Below are 18,275 nucleotides of genomic sequence, written 5' to 3'. Positions count from 1 at the left end.
TTCCAAGCTGGTAGCGTGGGTTCGATTCCCATCACCCGCTTTGATAATTGAAGCAGCGCAACGAACGGACTGCCGGCGTATACCGGCAGTCTTTTTTTGTAAAGCCACGACTCCGTTTGTGGAAGGATAGACGTTGTGCTATAGTGGGAAAAATATATCAATGGAAATTATTATGTTGGAAAAAGGTGATAACGATGGCAACCGATTTTGTACATTTGGGAATACGGCCGGAATTTCAGAAAGCGTTGGCTTTGCACGGAATTCATGAGCCGACTCCCGTCCAGACCCAGTCGATTCCGCTGCTGCTGGCCGGTCGGGACGTTGTGGCACAGGCACAGACGGGTACGGGCAAGACGCTGGCCTTCGTACTGCCGATACTGGAGCGTTTGGAGCCGAAGCGGCCCTTCACCCAAGCGTTGATCGTCACGCCGACAAGGGAGCTTGCGGTTCAAATTGCCAAGGAAACGGAACGGCTCGCTCCGGTTGTCGAGGCAAGCGTGCTGGCCGTCTACGGCGGACAAGATATCGACAGGCAGAACCGGAAGCTGGAGCAAGTGCCGACGATCGTCGTCGGAACGCCGGGACGTCTGCTTGACCATGTCAAGCGCGAAACGCTGTCTTTGAACGGAGTGCGTATGCTGGTGGTGGACGAAGCCGATGAAATGCTGCGGAGAGGGTTTTTGGAGGAAGTGGAGACGTTGATTGCTCTCGCTTCGCCCAAGCGCCAGACGATGCTGTTCTCGGCCACGATGCCGCAGCCGATCCGCCAGTTGTCGGAGCGGTATATGAGCAAGCCCGAGCAGCTGCGCGTGGCGGGCAAGCAGGTTACCGTAGCGGAAATCGAACAGGCCGCCGTGGAGACGCCCGAATCGGAGAAGACCAAAACGTTGTCCAAGCTGCTCGGTCATTACCGGCCTTATTTGGCCATCGTGTTCTGCAGCTCCAAGGGCAGGGCGAATGCGGTCAACGAAGCTTTGAAAGAGGAAGGGTACGATTCCGACGCGCTTCACGGCGAGTTGTCCCAGGCGAAGCGCGAGCACGTGCTGAAACGGTTTCGCGAGGCGAAGCTGCAGGTGCTCGTCGCGACGGACCTGGCAGCCCGCGGACTGGACATCGAAGGCGTCACGCATGTGTTCAATTACGACGTGCCGCAGGACGTGGAATGGTATATCCATCGAATCGGCCGTACCGGCCGGGCGGGAGAAAGCGGAATCGCGATCACTTTGGTGACGACGCGGGATAAGATCCGGCTCGCCAAGCTGGAGAGCAAGATAGGTATGAAGCTGCCCCGTCGAGATGCGGAAGGCGGTCTGCTTGCAAGCGAGATAATCAAGAATGCCCCGGCCAAATCGTTCGGAAGCCGGCAAGGATCGGCGGGTTCGTTCGGAAAATACCGCAAAGCCGATCCGTCGAAGAAACGTGCCGGACAATCCGGCGGCAAAGGCCAAGGAACTCCAAGATATGCTTCGGCCTCTCCCAAACGGGGCTCCGTACGAGGCAAGCCGAAGTAACGAAGCGGTCAAGGAGGGGATAACACGGCGGGCAGCTCGATGTCGACAATGGTGCCGCAATCGCGATTGCTGGCAATGCGAAGCGACCCTCCGTGATTTTCCACGATTTTAAAGCTGACCATCAAGCCGAGGCCGGTGCCGGAATCTTTGGTCGTATAAAAAGGCTCGCCGAGGCGGCTCATCCGATCCTCCGGGATGCCGCAGCCTTGGTCGGTTATGCGGATGCCGACCCCGTCTTGCCGGCGCCGGCTCATCTCGATTCGGATCGTGCCTCCATCCGGCATCGATTCTTGGGCGTTCTTGAGCACGTTGAGGAACAATTGCTTGATCTGGTTTTCATCGCATTGGACGGGCGGTAAGTCCGGCTCCGTATGCAGCTCGAAGTTTGCATGGGTAAGAAGAGCCTCCGACTCCAGGAAGGCGATGACCTGCTGCATGGTCTCGCGCAAATCTTTAAGCTGGAGGCGGGTTGCTTGCGGCTTAGCCAATACGAGAAATTCGCTGATAATCATATTGATCCGATCCAGCTCGGACAGCATCAGCTCGACGGTTCCCTTATTGTCGAAGCGTCCCCGATTAAGCTGCAGAAAGCCTCGTATCGTCGTCAGCGGATTGCGGATTTCATGCGCGACACCCGCTGCCAATTGTCCGACGACGCGAAGCTTTTCGAGCTTTTGCAGCAGTTCCATCGTTTTCTTGCGCTCCGTAATGTTGACGAAGGTAACGATGACGCTGTGCAGCTTGCTCTCGTCGCCGTCCGAGAATAACGGGTTGGAATGCACCAGCAGCCATCGAATATCGTCAGTCTCCTTGCTGACGAACCCTATAACGGCATCCGACGGCTTTCCGGTAGAGAGCGTTATGAACGAAGGATACGCCTCCCGAGGCAACGGACTGTTGTCTTCGCGAATAAAGTTCCAGCTGCCGGAATTGAACGGCAATCCCCGTACGGTATCCCGACTCATCCCCGTAATCAGGCATGCCGCTTCGTTAACGTGTATAATATTGCCCGCATCGTTCAACACGATAATTCCGCAAGAGATAGCTTCGAATACATCCCGCAAATGCCGCTCGCTCTGCTTCAACCGATTTTCCGCTTCGACGCGTTTCGTTATATTGCTTAATACGGCTACCGCCCCATATAGCTTTCCGTCTACGCCGATGATCGGCCTGCTGCTCGCCTGAAAGAGGTGTCCCAGTGCCCACAACTCCATATTGCTGACCGGCAAGCCGTTCAGTGCGCGTATAAGCGGCGTTTCCTCGAGAGGAGCGGGCCGCGACATGTCGCCGGGCAGTCGTACATCATATCGGACAACCCAATGCTCCGGAGACATTGGGGGATTGACGAGGGTCGAGCACTGCCCGAGCTCGTCTTTATTCATATACACGAGGTTACCCTTCTCGTCGCACACACACACCAATTCATCCATGTTTTCCAGAATGGTAGCCGTAAATCTTTTTTCCTCGGACAGTTGATCGTGTATCCGTTTCGATTTGCGCAGCTGGACGGCCATAAGGAACAAGAAGGGAAAGGAGGCCGCAATGAAGGCGGCCGTATGAGCAATAGTGTCCGTTAGCGATCCATAGCGGCCGGTGCGAATAAGCATATGGAGAATCACATACATAACGACCGACAGCAAGAAGGTTCCCAACACCGGAGCCGGACGGAATCGTACAGGCTTATAGTGGTCCTGGAACATAGGCAGTTTGCTCATAGATTTCCCTTCCCGGTATCAAGATTCGTTCCTGCGCGTCATTTGCTGCCAGACCGAGCCCTCCGCGGCACCGCCGCCTTCGATTCGCTCTATGGCCATTTTGACCTGCATTCTCACTTCAAATTCAGTATCGTCGGACGCTTCGCGAAGAGCGGCCAGGGCGCTCTCGTCTCCGGCTTCGTACAAAAAGCGGGCGGCACGCCAACGTACCAGCTTGTTTTTATCGCCGAGCGCTTCGATCATCGGACCGATGGCAGCCGGGTCTCCGATATCGGATAACGTATCGCCCGCGGTTCTGCGGACCGATACGGACTCGTCGCGCAGCGCTTGGAACAAGTAGGGGAGCGCCTCCGGTTCCCGTACGTCACCCAAGTAAACGGCAGCGAGCCGGCGAACCGACGATTGGGGGTCGCGAATCGCTTTCGCCAGCAGTGAGAGCTTTTCTACGGTCGGTTTCATTTGCTGGAGTGCCGCATAACGCTTCTTCCAGTCGGGATCGTCGAGAAGACGCTCCAGTTCGCTCAGAGCAAGCTCTTTTTGCGGCAAGGGCGCAGGCGCCTCTTCGCCGAGACCGGCCGCCTCCGCGGCTTTGACCAGTTCGCCCAGCCTGTCCGCGTCGTAAGAGGCATCCAGCTCCTGAACGACTTGATCCGCGATCTCCTGAAGCTCTCCGTAGCGGATGCCGATTTCTTCAAGCTTGCGCTCCTTGATCAAGTTCGGAGAGGCGTTTCCCGCCTGCATGGCCGATTGGACAAACCGTTCCGGCATAGCCCGGCGTACCTCCTCCATCCCGGCGCGCACACGGATTTGCAGCGGAATCGAGCGGAACGTTTGCATGAGGACGGTCGCCTCGCCATACGAGTCGTTCGGTGCTTCTCCTTCCGGAATGCCGGCTGCGACAGACTCGTCCGATCCGAGAATGCTCCGGATACGGGACAATATCATTTCCCAGTCGCCTTTGGACGTCCGATCGACGGCAATGAAATCCGCCGTATGAAAGATAGCGGTTACTCCCGGGATATCAAGAATTCGGCGAAATGCTTCGGGCGCAGCCGTATCTGTTGATTTGTACGTGCGTTTGGCGCCCTTCGGCAAGCTTTCGTCCAAATTGACTTTCATCGTGTTCGGACTGGGTGTCGGTTCGATTGATACGATTCGCATTCGATTCATCCCTCCATATTTCTATTGTGTCACAAAACGCGGCATTAAAAAACCCCGTTCCTGTTAAACGGGGCGAGGGAGTGTCATGCACTAGTCCAAATTCAACAGCTGGCGGTTTAAATAACCTTCCAGCACATTCGTAATAGCGAAGACGGTATGCGACAAATCTACGTTTTCGACCGCATATTCGCATTCCGGCATGTAAGCCATCGCTTCATCGTAGTACGAAAGCCGCGCCGCCACGAGGCGTTCACCATCCCCGCGTTCGATTTGCCGCTGCCGCAACGATTGCAGGTCGGCGTATAGAAACAAGCGGATTACCGCATCGCCGTAAGCCTGCTTCAGAAGGCGGGCTCCTTCCGGATTCAAAATGACGTAAACGAACCCGTACTCGTTCCATAGCCGTTCAATGTCGGCTTGCTTGATCCCGTACTGTTGGCCTTCCAAGTTGACGGTTTCCACAAACTCGCGGTTTCGGCTTGCTTTCTGGAAAGCATCGGGGGAGATGAAGTGGTAATCCTGACCTTCCTGCTCGCCTTGGCGCGGCTCCCGCGTCGTATAGGAAAGCACCTTCTTCAGCTCCAGCGTCGTTCCCGCCATATCGGCGATCGTCTTGCGCCCCGAGCCATCCGGCCCGGTAAATACAAAAATATGCGGCTTCCCACTCGTATTGCGCATGTCGCACCTCCCGGGAAAATCGGTTACTCACGAACGAACAGGCTGCTGCAAGTGTCATGTATCATTTTATTCACGAGAGGCGAAAAAAAGAAGAGCACCTCGCTACGAGGCGCTCTTCTTTTTTTCTTTATCGGTTTTCGGCAACGCCAATAGTTGTACCTTCTTTGATCGTACGGAGTATGGATACTTCGACACGACGGTTTTTGGAGCGTCCGTCAGCCGAGTCGTTCGAATCGATCGGACGGTATTCGCCGTATCCGATCGCACGGAACCGGTCAGCCGTAATTTTGTCGTTTTGAAGCAATATTTTCATGAAATTGAGAGCGCGCTTGGCGCTCAAATCCCAGTTCGTCTCGAACTCCGCATTGCGGATCGGCACATTGTCCGTATGACCGGCTACCTCGATCTGATATTGCTGATACTGTGTCAGCATATCGGAAATCGTAACGGCAAGCTTCTGGGCATCCGGCTTGACAGTGGCGCTACCGGAGGCGAATAGAGCGTTGTCGCGGATCGTAATCATGAGCATGTCGTTCGTCAGCTTCGTCTCGAGCTGGGCGGACAGCTTGTTGTCTTGAATGTATTGATCCAGCTTCTGCTTCAGCTCCTGAAGCTCGGCCGTTTCTTTCTGGATTTGCTGCTGCTGGGCTCCTTTAAGGTCGGCTTGCTCGCTCGTCGTATCCGCATCCTTCTTCTTCGTGGCGGGTTCGCCCGGAACCGGAACGACCTCCGGCTGTTCGAAAAAGCTGGAGCCTCCCGTAAAAGCGGAGTTCAGGCTGCGCATGATCGAATCGTACTTCTTCGAATCCATTTCGCTCGAGGCGAACAAAATGATGAACAAAGCGAGTAGCAGCGTCAGCAAATCGGCGTAAGGAATCAGCCACGACTCGTCCAAATGTTCTTCATGATGCTGCTTGCGCTTTTTGTTCACTGCCGTCTTCTCCTTTGTTGTCGGTATAACGTTCGGACGGAGCCAGGAAGACGGACAATTTCTGCTCGATGGCGATCGCGGATATGCCGGACTGGATAGACAATAATCCTTCGACCATCATCATTTTGAGCTCTACTTCTTTTTTGGAAATTTGCTTGAGCTTGTTGGCGAATGGATGCCACAGCACGTAGCCCGTGAAAATACCGAGAAGCGTCGCCACGAATGCGGCCGAGATCAAGTGTCCCAACGCTTCTACCTGATTCAGGTTGCTGAGGGCGGCGATCAGGCCGACGACGGCGCCCAATACCCCGAGCGTAGGGGCGTATGTACCGGCTTGGGTAAAAATAAGCGCGCCGGAGCGGTGCCGTTCCTCCATTGCCGAAATTTCTTCCATAAGTACGTCATGAATGAATTCCTGATCGTTGCCGTCAATAATCATGCGCATGCCGTTGCGCAGGAACATGTCGTCGATTTCCTCGACCTTGCTTTCGAGCGCCAGCAGCCCTTCCCGCCGCGTGATCGTGACCCATTCGATAAACAGCTGGATCAATTCCTTCTTGGACACGAGCTTTTGCTGTTTGAACAAAATGACGAATAGCTTCGGGACTTTCTTCAAATCGGACATAGGGAACGCGATGAATACCGCCGCGACCGTCCCCAAAATAATGATCATAATTGCAGCAGGGTTCGCCAGCGAGCTAAGATGAGCGCCTTTCAACACCATGCCGACCAAGAGCGCGACGAATGCCAATACAATGCCAATCGCTGTAGATTTCTCCATCTTGCACCTTCCTTAAGTAATCCGAACTATACGGGTATGCTGTATAGAACTACTAATTCGATTTATAACGACAAAATCCTTCCTATACCCCCATAAAACAATCCGATTGAACGAAATTTTTCTGCTTTCAGGCCAAAAGAAAAGGCCCGCATGCGCATGCGGGCTATTTCGGCTGCAATTTTACTATATATTAGATGAAGAAATACATTGAAAACCGGCGCGCGCGTCACGGATTCGTCTCGATGATGCCGTGGTCGCCGAAATGATCCTTGACCAGCGCGTTGAAATCTTGAATATAAGGCTGGAGCGATTGTCCGCGCCATGCTTCATGGGCGTACTCGCTCAGCCGGTTGATGAATTGCTGGTTGGCCGATACGAATACGTTTTGGACGCCGGGATGATACTGGGCGACGCATGCGCTGAGCGCATGAACGAATTCGCTTGAAAGATCCTGCGGGTTCGGAATCGTATCGAAGCTATATTTATCCATGACGATATTGCCGGGCGGCAATACATAGGAGACGTCGGAGTGGTCGTCTACACCCGACGAGGCGATCGTACGGTCGCTGAACAGTATCGTGCCTTTGCCTTTCAAGCCGGTGGCGGTGTTATCCGGTACGACGGCGACATACACGTTCTTGTCCGTTACCATGACGAACGAGCTGCGGATCCCCTTCAAGTCGTCCACGGCATCCGTCGTGGATTGGACGAAAGCCAGCGTGCCGTTGTTATGATCGGCGGCCCTGAGCTGAGTGTTGTAGGTGCGGTAGCCCGTTCTCTCGTGGGTTTCGGTTCGGCTGCCGTAATCGGAAGGGCTGCTTTCGAAATGCTTCTGGTAGGAGCAGGCGGAAATCCATACGACAGCGGCCAGAACGGCGCAAGATTGATACAAGGTTCGGCGGTTCATATATACCTCCTGATCGAATGAAGTCCCTTTGTATCGTTTGTTCGTTTCGCTTCTAATATGCATGCGCCCCCGGACAGGAAGCAAAAGCCTAATTTGCATAAAGAAGCGACATTATGGAAATAACCTTTATGTGTGGTTTTAGCGAATTCCGACAGCTCGAAAAAACCCCGAAACCCTTGATTTAGAACAATTTGTGAACTTTGCCACATCGATTGACAAAAGGTTTCCGCGAATTTATATTTAATAAGGTGTGATTAGGTTAGTTGACAAAATGTGGCCATCCATGATAGCGCTAATAGATTGGTCCTGGAGAGACGATCGGTCTATTAAACACAGAGAATTGGGGTTGATGAGTGAATGAGACGGTGGCAGTCTGCATGGCGTTTAATCCCGTTGATGGCGGTTTTGGCGTTCGTGCTTACGGGTTGTGGTTTGGAAAATTTGACGGCTTTGGATCCGAAAGGTCCGGTTGCGGAAAAGCAATTATCGGTCATCTACCTCTCTTTGATCGTCATGATCGGCGTATTCGCCGTCGTTATGATCATCTATGTGTATGTTCTCGTACGTTTCCGTAAACGTCCCGGACAAACCGGAATTCCGAAGCAGGTGGAAGGTAATCACAAGCTCGAGATCATTTGGACGGTCATTCCGTTTATTCTGCTCATCGTGATTGCGATTCCGACTGTCAAGTACACCTTCGAATTGGATAAAGATTACTCCAAGGATCCGAACGCTCTGCAGGTCAAAGTAACGGGCCACCAGTTCTGGTGGGAATTCGAATACATGAATGAAAAGATCACCACTGCCCAAGATCTGGTCATCCCGTCCGGACGCACGATCGCTTTCCATCTGGAATCGGCTGACGTTATCCACTCCTTCTGGGTGCCTACGCTGGGCGGCAAGAAGGATACGAATCCGGGTATGACCAATATGCATTACCTGAAGGCAGACAAGCCGGGTACTTACTATGGCAAATGCGCCGAGCTGTGCGGGGAATCGCATGCTTTGATGGACTTCAAAGTGAAAGCCGTTACCCCCGAAGAGTTCGACCGCTGGATAACCAGCATGAAGACGCCGACTTCGGCGCCGGTATCGGCCCAAGCCGTGGAAGGCGAGAAAATTTTCAAGGACAAATGCTTGGCTTGCCACGCCATCTATAACTCGACGTCCAAGCAAGTCGAAGGCGGTAAAGTGGGCCCGAACCTGGTTGACTACGCGGACCGCTCGACTGTCGCCGGAATTTTGTTCAACCGCGAGCCGGCTGATTTGAAGAACAACCTGAAAACGTGGCTCGACGATCCTCAAGCCGTCAAACCGGGCAACCTGATGCCGAATCCGAAAAACGTCCCGGGCAGCAAGATGGAGCAAAGCCTCGATTTGAACGATCAACAAATCAATGCGCTGGTTGAATATTTGGCCGGTCAGAAGCAGAAGTAATCGCGTAAACAAATGCTTTCGATGCAAACTTTTTCTGACGAAAAAGTTCCTAGGAGGGTTACACGTTGGCACACGCACATACGGTTAAAAAGTACAGCGGGCTGATGGATTGGCTGACAACCGTGGACCATAAAAAAATCGGAATCCTGTATCTTCTGGCCGGCGGATTGTTTTTCCTGTTCGGCGGTCTGGAAGCGATTCTTATCCGCGTTCAGCTCATGAAGCCGATGAACGACGCGGTGGATGCGTCCATGTTCAATCAGCTGCTCACGATGCACGGTACGACTATGATTTTCTTGGCGGCCATGCCGCTAATCTTCGCCTTTATGAACGCCATAGTCCCGCTTCAAATCGGGGCTCGCGACGTTGCCTTCCCTTTCGTCAACGCACTCGGACTTTGGCTGTTTATCGCCGGCGGAGTATTGCTTAACACAAGCTGGTTTTTTCAAGGGGCTCCAGACGCGGGCTGGACGGCATATACGCCGCTCTCGTCCTCTACTACGTATAGCGGCAAGGGCGTAGACTTCTACGTGCTCGGGCTGCAGATTGCCGGTATCGGTACGCTGATCGGCGGGATCAACTTCCTCGTCACGATCATCAACATGCGCGCTCCGGGAATGTCTTTCATGCGTATGCCGCTGTTTACTTGGGCATCATTCATTACATCGGCTCTTATCCTGTTCGCGTTCCCGGCCATCACGGTCGGACTCGTGCTTCTCATGTTCGAGCGCATATTCGAAGCGAATTTCTTCGATGTCAGCGCAGGCGGGAATGTCGTGCTATGGCAGCATATATTTTGGATTTTCGGTCACCCCGAGGTGTACATTCTCATATTGCCGGCGTTCGGGATCATTTCCGAAGTAGTCAGTACGTTCTCGCATAAGCGTCTGTTCGGTTACAGCGCAATGGTATTCGCTACCGTCATCATCGGTTTCCTCGGCTTCATGGTATGGGTTCACCACATGTTTACCGTCGGGCTCGGTCCTGTCGGGAACGCCTTGTTCTCGATCGCTACGATGCTTATCGCGGTGCCGACCGGGATCAAGATTTTCAACTGGCTCTTTACGCTATGGGGCGGGCAGATCCGGTTTACGACCGCGAGCTTGTTCGCGCTAGGGTTCATTCCTACGTTCGTTATGGGCGGGATGACGGGGGTAATGCTTGCATCGCCGCCGGCCGACTTCCAGTTTCATGACAGCTACTTCGTCGTAGCGCATTTCCACTACGTTATCGTAGGCGGTCTCGTATTCGGAATTTTCTCGGGCTTGCATTACTGGTGGCCCAAAATGTTCGGCCGCATGCTTAACGAAGGGCTCGGCAAATGGACTTTCTGGTTTTTCTTCATCGGCTTCCACTTGACGTTCTTCGTACAGCATTTCCTGGGTCTGATGGGGATGCCTCGCCGGGTATTTACTTATCTGGAAGGTCAGGACCTCGACACCTTTAACTTTATTAGCTCGATCGGTGCATTCGCAATGGGTGTCGGCACGATTTTGTTTATCGTGAACATTATCATTACGCAAATGAAGCCGCAAGACGCTCCTGCCGATCCGTGGGACGGCCGTACGCTCGAATGGGCCATTCCATCCCCGGCGCCTGAGTACAACTTCAAGCAGCTTCCGCTCGTTCGCGGGTTGGATCCGCTGTTCAAGGAAAAGATGGAAGGTCGCAAAGAGATGACGCCGGCCGAGCCGCTCAGCTCGATTCATATGCCGTCGCCTTCGGTTCTGCCGTTTGTCATGTCCATCGGGCTGTTCATAGCCGGTTACGGATTTATGTATCATAACTATTACGTCGGTGCCGCAGGCATTCTTGTAACGCTCGTTTGTATGCTGCTCCGCTCGGTATACGACGATCACGGCTACCATATCGAAGTCGAAGAGCTTCAGGATAAGGGGGCGAAAGTATGAATCACGCGGATTTGACCGGCAACAATTTGCCTGCCGAGCCGGAGAAGGCTACGCTGGAAGGCCGCAATAAAATACTCGCCTTCTGGCTGTTCCTGGGCGGCGAGACGGTTTTGTTCGGAACATTGTTCGCCACGTTTATCGGCTTGCGCCATCAAATCGGGGACGGACCTTCCGCTGAAGAGCTGTTCAAATTGGGCACGGTCGCTTTGGCTACGTTCCTGCTCTTGACCAGCAGCTTGACAAGTGTCCTGGCCATTCAGGCCATGCACCGCAAAGATATTGGCAAGATCAAACTGTGGTTTGTCGTTACACTCATTCTCGGTCTTGCGTTCCTTGGCTTGGAAGTTTACGAGTTCGTGGAGTATGTCCATGAAGGACACACGTTTACGACCAGCGCATTCAGCTCCTCTTTCTACACGTTGGTAGGCTTCCACGGAGCGCACGTTGCCTTCGGAGCATTGTGGCTGATTGTACTGCTGCTCCAGCTTGCCAAAAAAGGATTGACCGTCGTAACGGCGCCGAAGCTGTACGTGTTCGGCCTGTACTGGCACTTTGTCGACGTCGTATGGGTATTCATTTTCACCGTCGTTTACTTGATGGGAAAGGTGGGCTAATCGGATGGCAGCAAATCATCATTCCGCATCGGAGCACACGGGTAAACGGCCTCACGTTCACGAAGGGCCGAAAAATCATTACTTGTCGTTTATTTTATCGATTGTTTTAACCGCTCTGGCTTTCGTGGTCGTATACGCGGAAATCGGCAGAACGTTCACGATTATGTTCATCCTCGTACTGGGTATTATTCAAGCGGTGTTCCAGCTTGCTTTCTGGATGCACATGAAGGATCGCGGACATGGATACGCGATTACGGGAATAGCGTTCGGGGCGGTCATCGCTCTGACGGGAGTTGCGGCAGTCGTATATTGGATCTGGTGGTAAACGTCGGAGGGGGCCTTTAGTATAAAGCGCCCCCTTTTCTTTTAGGCAAGTAAAGGTTGAGCTTTATAAGCTGTAAAAGTTTACTTCACCTTTTGTGCTTAAAAAAAGGGGCTCCCCGAAAAGGAATCAGAATAAGCTGCAGAGGTTTACTTCACTTTTTGGGGATCTTGAGGGAGGGAACAGCCGTGTTGGGGTTGCAATATTTTTCATTCACAGACTTGTGGAACCCGTGGCAGATGATGTTGACGATCGCGATCGGAGCGGTTTATTTGTTGCTGACCGGACCGAAGCGTTCGTGGTTTGCCAATAGCGAGCGCGTTACCGTCGGAAAGAAAAGCTTGTTTCTGCTTGGAATTGCGGTTTATTATTTCGCAAACGGCGGTCCGATGAACTTATTGGGACATTTGATGTTCAGCGCGCATATGACCGCGATGTCGCTCGCTTATCTCGTTGCTCCGCCGCTTATTTTGCTTGGCATTCCGGGCTGGATGATTCGGCCCCTGCTCACGAACAAAGTTACAGGGGGAATCGTCAAAGCGTTGACGAATCCGCTCATTTCTGTCGTGGCCTTCAACATGTTGTTCTCTTTTTATCATTTGCCGCTCATTCACGACTATGTCATGACGCATTACACGATACATTCGATCTTTTTTATAGTTTTACTGGTGACGGCTTTCATGATGTGGTGGCCGATCGTGACGCCTGCGCCGGAAGTGAACGGCTTGAGCGAATTGAAGAAGATGGGTTATATTTTTGCCAACGGAGTATTGATTACTCCCGCATGCGCCCTGATCATCTTTGCTTCCACGCCGGTGTTCGCGACGTATAATGATCCTCAGATGTGGGCGCAAGCGATGGGGTATTGCGTCCCCGCCAATTCGCAGCTATTGCTGGAAAATTTCTCGGGTCCGGAATTTTTCGCGCTGCTCGATCCGCAGGAAGACCAGCAGCTGGGCGGCGTCATTATGAAAATTTTGCAGGAAATAACGTACGGTGCCGCACTCGCCTATATATTTTTCAATTGGTATATTCGCGAAAGGGCGAAGGACGATCAGGACCCCGATCCGATCTTGCCGAACCCGATCGCGTAGCGGAAGGGATGTCGAGAAGCCATGCATACCGTTTTACCCGCGTTCAGCACATCGTTCATCGTGATCAGCGCCATATTGGTAGCTCTCGGATGGGTGCAAATTGCCAAGCGCAATATTGCCAAGCACCGGAGACTGATGACATGGGCGGCGATATTCGCCACATTGTTCTTTATCGTATATATGTCGAGAACGATATTCGTCGGCAATACGGAATTCGGCGGACCGCACGATATTAAAATGTTTTATTTGATTTTCCTGCTCTGCCACATCTTGCTCGCCACGATCGGCGGCGTCATGGGAATCGTGACGTTGGTGTGGGGGTACAAAAATCAATTGGCCAAGCATCGCAAAATCGGACCGATCACTTCGATCGTATGGTTCATTACGGCCATTACGGGAACGACGGTCTATGTGCTCCTGTACTGGATATATCCGGGCGGGGAGACGAAGCCGCTGCTGGATGCGATTTTTTAGACGCTCCGAAGCAGTTGGTTCGATAGGGTTAAACAAAAGCGAAAGCCTTTCTTGACGGATGCTGTCAGGAAGGCTTTTTTTGTCTTTCTCCTTCTCAAGCGAAATACTACTTGAAAAGGAACGGTGCCATGTGTATACTGTTAATATAAATATACACAGTAAGCACACTGTGCGGAAAGGTGATGCCGGATGTGGCGCAACGCCTGGTTTATCGTAAAAGTCGATTTGAAAAGAACGAGATGGGGGCTAATCGTTTCTACTCTCATGTACGCTTACTTTAGCGTGTTCGGCTCCTTTATCGTGAACGAGCTGGTTCAGGATTCCGTCAAGCCGGGAAGCTTGCATACCAGTTTTTTGGCCGACATTATGTTTTTGTGCAGCTTGAGCTGCATCGGCTTTTTCATGACGGGGGAATATCGGAACTATTGGCGGAGCGACGTGTTCTCCAAGCGGCTTATGTATATGAGGTCGCTGCCGATCGGCACGAAGGAGCTTGTGCTGGCCCGCTACATGCAGATGGGGATCAATTTGTTGTATTTGTCTCTCATCTACTTCGTTCCGTTTTATTTCCTCTGCGTACTGGGAGAACGGTTTACGCTGACGGAATACTTCTCGTTTACGATATTTTGGCTTTGCTTCGGAGCATGCATGTCGATCGTGTTCGCCTATAAGGAAATGGGCGGCTCGGGCAGATCGTACTTCTTGTTCAGCATGGTATGGGTCGTCGTTTACTTCATCGCGAGCGGAGCGGCTTGGTATGGGGGCTTCGGCTTCGTGCTCCTTTCCGTCGAATGGGTGGAGCGCTTCGGATTGCTCGTACCTCTTGCGAGCTTGCTCGTGACGATCCTCTGGTTGCGGGTATGGGGCGGAATGACAATTAACAAAATATCCAGGCGGGATTACGCCAGATGACGATAGCGCATTTAGGACGGAAGGAGGCGAATACGGTGCGCATCCCGATACAGGTTTCGGCCGAATCGGCCGAACCGATGTACCATCAGATTGAAGTGCAGCTGCGCTCTCTCATATGGAGCGGAAGACTGCCGGAAGGCACGCTGCTCCCCTCGATTCGGGAGTTCGCTCAAGAGCTCGGCTGCAGTATCATTACGATCCGCAGAGTGTATCAAGATTTGGAGAACGAGGGGCTGCTCCGCACCCGGCAAGGAACGGGAACGTTCGTAGCCGCCGTCGGAGCGTCGGAGCGGGAGCGGTACCGGGTAGATGCCGTCATCGAGGCGTTTCGCGCCGCGATCGAAACGGCCAAGCAGGTGCAATGCTCGAGGGAAGAGACGATCGCGATATTCGAAAGGTGCCTGAACCAATGGATGCCGCGTGATGCCGCGAAAGACGGAGAAGAGGGAGGAGAACGGGAATGAGCGTATATGCGGTATCGATCGAAGGGGTCGAGAAGCGTTACGAACGATTTCAGCTGGGACCGATCCGTCTGACGGTCGAGCCGGGCGTTGTCGTGGCCATTGTCGGTTCGAACGGCTCCGGAAAAACGACGCTGTTCCATATGCTGATGAATACGGTGCAGCCCGATCGCGGGGACATTCGTCTGTTCGGGGAGAGCTACGCGGAACGCGAAGTGGAGATGAAGCGGAGAATCGGCTTTATGGCGGAATCCTCCTATGCCGAGGAAGCGGGCTGGCGAATCCGCGATATCGTATCGTTCACGTCGCATTGGTATCCGAACTGGGATGCCGGCAAATGGGAAGCATTGGCGGAACGGTTCGAGCTGGATCCGAAAGCGAAGGTGAACCTGCTATCCAAAGGGATGAAGCGCCGGCTTATGTTCAGCTTATGCATCGCGCAAAGTCCCGAGCTGCTGCTGCTGGACGAACCTTCTTCCGGTCTCGATCCTTCCGCCTGGCGAATCATGCTGGACGAGATCAAGAAGTTCATGACCGCCGGAGACCGTACGGTACTGATGGCGACCCATACGATGGAAGAGGTGCGACGCCTTGCCGATTATGTGGCGTTCGTCCACGACGGGAAGCTGCTGGAGTACAAAGACAAGGACACGCTCAGCTACGATTGGAAGACCTTATGGATCGGGGCGGCCATCGAGGAAGCCGAAGCGGTTCAATTGCCCGGCGTCGTCGATTGCGAACCGGGGGGGACGACGAGACTTACGACCCGCGACGTCTCGGCTACGGAGCAGGCGCTGGAACAAGCCGGAATCGAGATTGTGAACCGACAGCCGGTGGAGCTGGACGAGATGCTGCATCATCTGATCGCCATGAAGAAGCAGAAATAGAACGAAGGAGCTGACAGGACGATGAATCCTTTACGCATAGATCGCGTGACGAAAAACTACGGCGACAAAACCGCCGTCAATGGTATCGATTTCGAGGTCGGGCAGGGCGAAATATTCGGGCTGCTCGGAGCGAACGGCGCCGGGAAGACGACGACGATGAGGATGGTGCTCGGTCTCATTTATCCCGACGAAGGCGCGATTTACTGGAAAGGCAAAGGATATTCCGACGAGCTGCGCAGCCTGATGGGCTATTTGCCGGAGGAGAGGGGCTTGTATCCGAAGGTGAAGGTAAGCGATCAGGTGCTGTATTTGGCCGAGCTGCGCGGCATGAAACGGTCGGCTGCGGAAAAAAGCTTGCGCCGCTGGCTGGAGAGGTTCGAGGTGCCGGAGTACTATAACAAGAAGGTCGAGGAGCTGTCCAAAGGCAACCAGCAAAAAATCCAGTTTATCGCCGCGGTCATCCACGATCCGGATATCCTTATTCTCGACGAGGCGTTCAGCGGTCTCGACCCCGTCAACGTGGAGCTGCTGAAGGCGAACGTTCTCGAGCTGCGCCAGGACGGCAAGACGATTTTGTTCTCGAGTCACAGAATGGATCATGTCGAAGAGCTGTGCGAGAACATTTGCATGCTTCACAAATCGAATACGGTGCTGAAAGGGAATTTGAAGTCGATCAAGCGCTCGTTTCCGCGGGAGCGGGTGCTGCTCGATGCGGAACGCGACGTACAAGGGTTGGATCGGATTCCCGGCGTCAAGTCGGTGAAGAAGGGCGAAGCTTGGACGGAAATCCGCATCGACAAAGCGGAAGCCGCCCAGGAAGTACTGAAGACGGCCTTGGCCCAATCGGAAGTGTACCGTTTTCAGATTATGGAGCCGACTCTGAACGAAATATTCATTAAAACGGTAGGAGGTCAGGGCTAGCATGAATAAACTATCGACAGTTATCAAATTTACGTTTATGAATCGCGTCCGGGCGAAAGCATTTGTCGTGACGACGCTTATCTTCGCGATTATTTTGACGGCGATGATCAATTTGCCCGCCATCATCTCGAGATTTTCCTCATCGGACGGTCCGGCGAAGCTCGGTATCGTGGGCAAAGAGACGGAAGTAACGCGGGCGCTCAAGAGCTTCTATGACAATCAGAAGGAGCCGGAGCTGCAGATTGTCCTTCTCGGCGACGCCGGCTCGAAGGAAGCGAATGCGAAGCTGGGCAAGGAAAAGCTGGAGGCGAAAGAGGTTAAGGGTTATCTCGAGTTTACCGACGATGCCGCGGCCGGTTTCCCGAAGGCGACGTACAACGCGAAGAGCTCGATGGATTTTTCGATGGAATCGAAGCTGAAAAGCACGCTGCAGGCGATTAAAGCCGAATTGGTCGTCAAAGATATGGGTCTGACCGCCGACCAGCGCGCCAAGCTGAACAGCCCGGTGTCGATCCAGACGGTGCAGATCCAGGAAGGGACCTCAGGCAAGACCGAGTCGCAAATGGTACTCGCCTACGTGCTCGTCTATGTCCTGCTGTTCCTGCTCTATATGACGGTGATCGGCTACGGCAACATGGTGGCTACGGAAATTACGGCGGAGAAGAGCTCCCGCGTCATGGAGGTGCTCATCTCCAGCGTGTCCCCGCTGAAGCAAATGTTCGGCAAAATTATCGGCATCTGCCTGCTCGGACTCGTTCAGATCGTCGTATTCGTCGTTGTCGGCGCCGCCAACTTGCTCGTCCCGCAAAACTTGGATAAAATCAAAAGCTTCAACATCGATTTGGGCGATGTGCAGCTTTCGCTGCTTGGCTATTTCGTCATTTTCTACTTGCTCGGCTATTTCATCTATGCGACGATTTTCGCCGCCGTCGGCTCGCTCGTAAGCCGCACCGAGGAAGTCGGGCAAGCGATCATGCCGGTCACGTTCCTCATTATAGCCGGATTCATGATTGCCATGTTCGGGCTGCAAAACCCGAACGCCCCGTTCGTCGTGGCGATGTCGTTCGTACCTTTTTTCTCGCCGCTCATCATGTTTCTGCGTATCGGCATGAGCGACCCTGCATTATGGGAGATTTGGCTGTCGATCGGGATTACGGCGGTTACGATGTTCGCCCTCGGCTGGCTGGCCGCGAAAATTTACCGCGTCGGCGTGCTTATGTACGGCAAGCGGCCGTCGTTCGCGGAGCTGCGCAAGGCCATGAAGGCTTTTAAGGTGTAAGTGAGTGTTTTGTATTTGTTGTGAGTAATGGTTATAGTTGAGACTCATCAGGTTGATAACTGAGACATTCTAGGCGATATGTTTGAGACAATTTGAAGCCGGTAACAGCAAGATTTCTTGCTTTTACTGGCTTTTCAGTTGGAAGTTCAGGTAAAATACACCTCGCATTTGCGAGTAAGTAAAAGGTTTGAATTGATACGGCCATTATTGTTGCTGCAAAAGATAAAGGATGGCAATATTCAAGCAATTGCGCAATTTCATGATAAATGCAACGATCTTC

18 protein-coding genes are annotated in these 18,275 nt (G+C 53.2%); 12 read left to right on the top strand and 6 right to left on the bottom strand.

Annotated elements, in window-relative coordinates:
• Positions 1-194 precede the first annotated feature (194 nt).
• Entirely contained in the window at positions 195-1,511 is a 1,317-nt protein-coding gene (locus FE784_RS13430) for a DEAD/DEAH box helicase (RefSeq protein ID WP_139602713.1), read from the top strand.
• An 8-nt stretch (positions 1,512-1,519) separates the two neighbouring features.
• On the opposite strand, the gene FE784_RS13425 is transcribed toward FE784_RS13430, so the two are convergent.
• The 6 genes from FE784_RS13425 to FE784_RS13400 form a co-directional block, all read right to left on the bottom strand.
• A complete protein-coding gene (locus FE784_RS13425; RefSeq protein ID WP_139602712.1) occupies positions 1,520-3,226 on the bottom strand; it encodes a PAS domain-containing sensor histidine kinase in 1,707 nt (568 codons plus the stop codon).
• Positions 3,227-3,244: 18 nt separating this feature from the next.
• Complete coding sequence (locus tag FE784_RS13420) at positions 3,245-4,387, bottom strand: conserved virulence factor C family protein (protein ID WP_139602711.1); 1,143 nt, start codon at positions 4,385-4,387, stop codon at positions 3,245-3,247.
• A gap of 90 nt (positions 4,388-4,477) precedes the next feature.
• The gene (locus FE784_RS13415; protein WP_139602710.1) at positions 4,478-5,065 is read right to left on the bottom strand and encodes a guanylate kinase; all 588 of its coding nucleotides are present in this window, start codon (positions 5,063-5,065) and stop codon (positions 4,478-4,480) included.
• A gap of 127 nt (positions 5,066-5,192) precedes the next feature.
• On the bottom strand, positions 5,193-5,996 hold the full coding sequence (gene motB, locus FE784_RS13410) for a flagellar motor protein MotB (protein ID WP_139602709.1): 804 nt from the start codon (positions 5,994-5,996) through the stop codon (positions 5,193-5,195).
• On the bottom strand, positions 5,968-6,777 hold the full coding sequence (gene motA, locus FE784_RS13405) for a flagellar motor stator protein MotA (RefSeq protein ID WP_139602708.1): 810 nt from the start codon (positions 6,775-6,777) through the stop codon (positions 5,968-5,970). The genes motB and motA overlap by 29 nt, the downstream gene beginning before the upstream one ends.
• Before the next feature lie 226 nt (positions 6,778-7,003).
• Positions 7,004-7,684 (bottom strand): hypothetical protein, encoded by a 681-nt coding sequence (locus FE784_RS13400; protein ID WP_139602707.1) that lies wholly within the window; start codon positions 7,682-7,684, stop codon positions 7,004-7,006.
• Between the two features lie 357 nt (positions 7,685-8,041).
• Between FE784_RS13400 and coxB the strand changes: the two genes are divergently transcribed.
• The 11 genes from coxB (at position 8,042) to FE784_RS13345 (ending at position 17,995) form a co-directional block, all read left to right on the top strand.
• On the top strand, positions 8,042-9,121 hold the full coding sequence (gene coxB, locus FE784_RS13395) for a cytochrome c oxidase subunit II (protein WP_139602706.1): 1,080 nt from the start codon (positions 8,042-8,044) through the stop codon (positions 9,119-9,121).
• Positions 9,122-9,186: 65 nt separating this feature from the next.
• A complete protein-coding gene (gene ctaD / locus FE784_RS13390) occupies positions 9,187-11,031 on the top strand; it encodes a cytochrome c oxidase subunit I (RefSeq protein WP_246132011.1) in 1,845 nt (614 codons plus the stop codon).
• Positions 11,028-11,645, top strand: a complete 618-nt coding sequence (locus FE784_RS13385; protein WP_139602705.1) for a cytochrome c oxidase subunit 3 — start codon at positions 11,028-11,030, stop codon at positions 11,643-11,645. The genes ctaD and FE784_RS13385 overlap by 4 nt, the downstream gene beginning before the upstream one ends.
• A gap of 4 nt (positions 11,646-11,649) precedes the next feature.
• Positions 11,650-11,970 carry a cytochrome C oxidase subunit IV family protein gene (locus FE784_RS13380; protein WP_139602704.1) on the top strand — a complete coding sequence of 107 codons (321 nt, stop codon included), beginning with the start codon at positions 11,650-11,652 and terminating at the stop codon, positions 11,968-11,970.
• Positions 11,971-12,155: 185 nt separating this feature from the next.
• Positions 12,156-13,061, top strand: coding sequence for a cytochrome c oxidase assembly factor CtaG (gene ctaG / locus FE784_RS13375; RefSeq protein WP_139602703.1), 906 nt, complete (start codon positions 12,156-12,158; stop codon positions 13,059-13,061).
• A 21-nt stretch (positions 13,062-13,082) separates the two neighbouring features.
• Positions 13,083-13,535 carry a DUF420 domain-containing protein gene (locus tag FE784_RS13370; protein WP_139602702.1) on the top strand — a complete coding sequence of 151 codons (453 nt, stop codon included), beginning with the start codon at positions 13,083-13,085 and terminating at the stop codon, positions 13,533-13,535.
• A 189-nt stretch (positions 13,536-13,724) separates the two neighbouring features.
• Positions 13,725-14,447 (top strand): hypothetical protein, encoded by a 723-nt coding sequence (locus FE784_RS13365; protein WP_139602701.1) that lies wholly within the window; start codon positions 13,725-13,727, stop codon positions 14,445-14,447.
• Between the two features lie 35 nt (positions 14,448-14,482).
• Complete coding sequence (locus FE784_RS13360; protein WP_139602700.1) at positions 14,483-14,911, top strand: GntR family transcriptional regulator; 429 nt, start codon at positions 14,483-14,485, stop codon at positions 14,909-14,911.
• Positions 14,908-15,795 carry an ABC transporter ATP-binding protein gene (locus FE784_RS13355; protein WP_139602699.1) on the top strand — a complete coding sequence of 296 codons (888 nt, stop codon included), beginning with the start codon at positions 14,908-14,910 and terminating at the stop codon, positions 15,793-15,795. Before FE784_RS13360 ends, FE784_RS13355 begins: the two co-directional genes overlap by 4 nt.
• Positions 15,796-15,816: 21 nt before the next feature.
• Positions 15,817-16,716 (top strand): ABC transporter ATP-binding protein, encoded by a 900-nt coding sequence (locus FE784_RS13350; RefSeq protein WP_139602698.1) that lies wholly within the window; start codon positions 15,817-15,819, stop codon positions 16,714-16,716.
• A gap of 1 nt (position 16,717) precedes the next feature.
• Positions 16,718-17,995 carry an ABC transporter permease gene (locus FE784_RS13345; protein WP_139602697.1) on the top strand — a complete coding sequence of 426 codons (1,278 nt, stop codon included), beginning with the start codon at positions 16,718-16,720 and terminating at the stop codon, positions 17,993-17,995.
• The last annotated feature ends 280 nt before the right edge of the window (positions 17,996-18,275 follow it).

The sequence above is a fragment of the Paenibacillus hemerocallicola genome (assembly GCF_006265175.1).
Lineage (GTDB): Bacteria > Bacillota > Bacilli > Paenibacillales > NBRC-103111 > Paenibacillus_AB > Paenibacillus_AB hemerocallicola.
This window is presented reverse-complemented; position numbering and strand designations above follow the sequence as displayed.